Source organism: Streptomyces sp. NPDC002623 (genome assembly GCF_053592635.1).
Genome location: NZ_JBSFWB010000097.1, coordinates 1 through 3,086 on the forward strand (window position 1 = coordinate 1; position 3,086 = coordinate 3,086).

Annotated in this window: 2 protein-coding genes and 1 pseudogene; 1 reads left to right on the forward strand and 2 read right to left on the reverse strand. The window is 67.0% G+C overall.

Features of this window, described 5'->3' with window-relative positions; all coding sequences use genetic code 11:
- Positions 1 to 300, forward strand: a 300-nt coding sequence (locus ACWD4O_RS48625) for a cupin domain-containing protein (protein WP_451289579.1), incomplete at its 5' end; no start/stop codon positions are given.
- 1,109 nt (positions 301 to 1,409) lie between these two features.
- On the opposite strand, the gene ACWD4O_RS48630 is transcribed toward ACWD4O_RS48625, so the two are convergent.
- Together ACWD4O_RS48630 and ACWD4O_RS48635 are read right to left on the reverse strand one after the other, a co-directional pair.
- Positions 1,410 to 2,846: a sugar porter family MFS transporter gene (locus ACWD4O_RS48630; RefSeq protein WP_451289580.1), complete on the reverse strand. Its 1,437-nt coding sequence runs from the start codon at positions 2,844 to 2,846 to the stop codon at positions 1,410 to 1,412.
- 60 nt (positions 2,847 to 2,906) lie between these two features.
- A pseudogene (locus tag ACWD4O_RS48635) lies at positions 2,907 to 3,086 on the reverse strand (dihydrolipoyl dehydrogenase); the annotation flags it as partial.

The following is a 3,086-nucleotide window of genomic DNA, read 5'->3' on the forward strand; positions in this document are numbered from 1 at the left end:
GAGGACGAGATCTTCATGCTCATCAAGGGCGAGGCGCTGCTCTGGCTCGGCGACGAGCAGATGGAGCTGTCCGAGGGCGGCATCGTCTACCTGCCGAGGAACATCCCGCACGGCTACCGCATCACCTCCGACACCGCCGACCTCCTCATGATCACCACCCCCGGCGGCATCGAGGGCATGTTCCAGCAGGCCGGCCGCGACATCACCACCCCCCGACCCAAGGACTTCGCCATCACACCCGAGAGACTGGCCGAAGCCTCCGAGAAGTACGGACAGGTCATCCTCGGCCCACCGCGGTGACACGCCACCCACACCACAGCAACCACACACGGGTACCAACGATGTTGGCGCGCCAACTCCGCAGATCCCCCGACCGACACCTCGCCGTGGACATTGCCCGCCACAGCGACTGACCGGTACGTCACCGTCGAAGCCCTGGCCGGTCACATCGTGGAACTCCTGGCAACTCCACCCCAGACGTGCGAACTGAGGGTGCGCCCAACATCTTCGCCGGCCTTCTGGCCGCGATGGGGAACTCGACCGGCAACCACTGAAGCCACAGGTGGCGGCAGACGAGTCGGGCTGTACGCCGGTCTGTTCCGTTTCAGGGAGCAGGTCGATCGACTACCTGTCCGTGGTGAGCACCGTGGCCATCCTGGGCAACTCCGGCAGCTCGAGCTACCAGGCGCCGGCCATGGTCAAGAGCAACGGCGTCCACTGCCTGCTGGCCTCGCACCTGACCGGCCGGAGCCTGAACGACAACGTCTACGCCTCCACCACCTCCCTCAACGGGACCTGGTCCTCGTTTTCGACCGGGTCGGCAGCTACACGGGCAAGGTCTTCGTGCTGGCCAACGTCAACAGCGAACTGCACCTCGGCGTCTGGACAGCTCGACGGCGACCGGAGCACAGGTCGTCCAGCTGACGGGCACGAGCGCCACGAGCCAGAAGCGGACCGTCGGCTGACGTCCTCGGGACGATCCGGGTGAACACGGGCGCGCAGCATCGACTGCACCCTCTCACCCGTGTCCTGGCCTGAGGGCCTGGACTCCAACGCCTATGCCCCGCCCGGCCGGTGAGGCATGCTCCCCGGGGACCGCGGCGCGATCGGCCACAGAGCCCGTCCCGTCGCGATGTCGTCGGTCAGCCTGCGGCCACCCGCTGGAGCATCCCGACGAGGGCGAGCGGTTCACTGAACATGACACCAGTGATCTGCTCGCGTCGGTCTCGGTGAGGCCGACGCGAACACTCAGCAACGTTGACAAGCCTGAGCCGCGCAGGTTGTCACGGCTGCCAGCTAGTGGCCGGCCGATTCCCCAGGCCCTGTGGGGGCAGCGAGTTCACGGACCTGCCGACTCAGGCGCAGATTCCGCAGGTGTTGCGCCGACATCTGGCCATCGCTCACCACCGTCAAGCCGCCGTCATGTCTTCCAGCCGCCTGCCCTTGGTCTCCCTGACCACCTTCAGCACGAAGACTCCGGACAGCAGTGCGAAGGCGGCGTAGCAGGCGTACGTGGCCGACAGGTTCCAGTCCGCCATGCTCGGGAAACTCTCCGTGACAGCCCAGTTGGCCAGCCAGTTGAACGCTGTCGCCACGGATATCGCGGCGGCCCGGACACCGAGCGGGAACATCTCCCCGACCATGACCCACAGGATGACGCCCCACGAGACGGCGAAGAAGAAGACGAAGGTGTGGGCCGCCACGAGAGCCACCGTGCCCTGTACGTCAGGGATGGAGATGCCGTCTCCCGAACCCGCCTTGTACGAGAAGGCCCAGGATGCCAGTGCGAGGGAAACAGCCATGCCCGCCGAGCCGATCAGGGCAAGCGGCCTGCGGCCGACCCGGTCGATGAACAGCATCGCGACCACGGTGCCGACGATGTTCACGATCGAGGTGGACAGGCTGATCAGCAGGGATCCGGACTGGTCGATACCGACCGACTGCCACAGGATCGACGAATAGTAGAAGATCACGTTGATGCCGACGAACTGCTGAAAGACAGCGAGTCCGATGCCCGCCCAAACGATCGGCAGGAGGCCGAAGGAACCACCGAACAGATCGCGTACGCGCGGTTTGTGGGCGTTGCGCAGCGCGTGTCCGATCTCAGCAAGGCGGGTCTCGGCGTCCGCTTCGGTGCCCTGGACCTCGACCACCGCCCGGCGGGCCTCGTCGGTGCGGCCTCGAGCGACGAGGAAGTGGGGGGATTCCGGGATGCGCGAGGTAAGGACGTAGTAGATCACTGCTGGCACGACAGCGGCCAGCAGCATCCATTGCCAGGCGTCGAGGGGCCCCAAGGGGTTCTCACTGCGGCCTCCTGCGCCTTTGGCTATGCCCCAGTTGACGAGCTGGGAGGCGGTGATGCCGAGGACGATGGCCGCCTGCTGGAACGACGCGAGACGGCCCCGGTACGCGGCCGGGGCGATCTCGGCTATGTAGGTGGGGCCGATGACGGAGGAGAGGCCGATGGCGATGCCGCCCAGGACGCGCCAGGCGCCGAGGTCCCAGACGGACTGTGCGAGTGAGGATCCGACGGAGCTGACGGCGAAGAGGGCCGCGGCCGTGTGCATCACCCTTAGTCGGCCCAGCCGGTCGGCAAGTCGTCCGGCTGCGGCCGCTCCTGCGGCGGAGCCGAGCAGCGCGCTGGCGACGACCGTACCCGTCTCCGCGGAGGACACGTCGAAATGGTGCTGGATACCGATCACCGCGCCGTTGATGACGGCACTGTCGTATCCGAAGAGGAAGCCGCCGATCGCGGCCACTGTAGCGATGAAGACGCTGCGTCCCAACTTGCCGGGTGCGGGGGCCGCTGTGTCGGAGGGCCGGTCGGGGGTAGTGCCTGTACTCATGCTGGTGCCGTTCCATTCCGAAGGTGACCCGGCAAGCGGGGACAGCGGGTGGGTGGTGCGTCACATGTTGATCATGTGGCCGGCCAGGCCGTGCACCGCTTCCTTGACGGCCTCGCCCAGGGTCGGGTGGGCGTGGACGTTGCGCGCGACCTCGTGGACGGTGAGGTCCCACTGCTGGGCCAGGGTCAGCTCGGGCAGGAGTTCGGTGACGTCGGGGCCGATGAGATGGCCGCCGATCAG

Excerpts from the sequence above, each read along its gene's own strand:
- ACWD4O_RS48630 (WP_451289580.1), bottom strand. The coding sequence starts at position 2,846 with ATGAGTACAGGCACTACCCCCGACCGGCCCTCCGACACAGCGGCCCCC.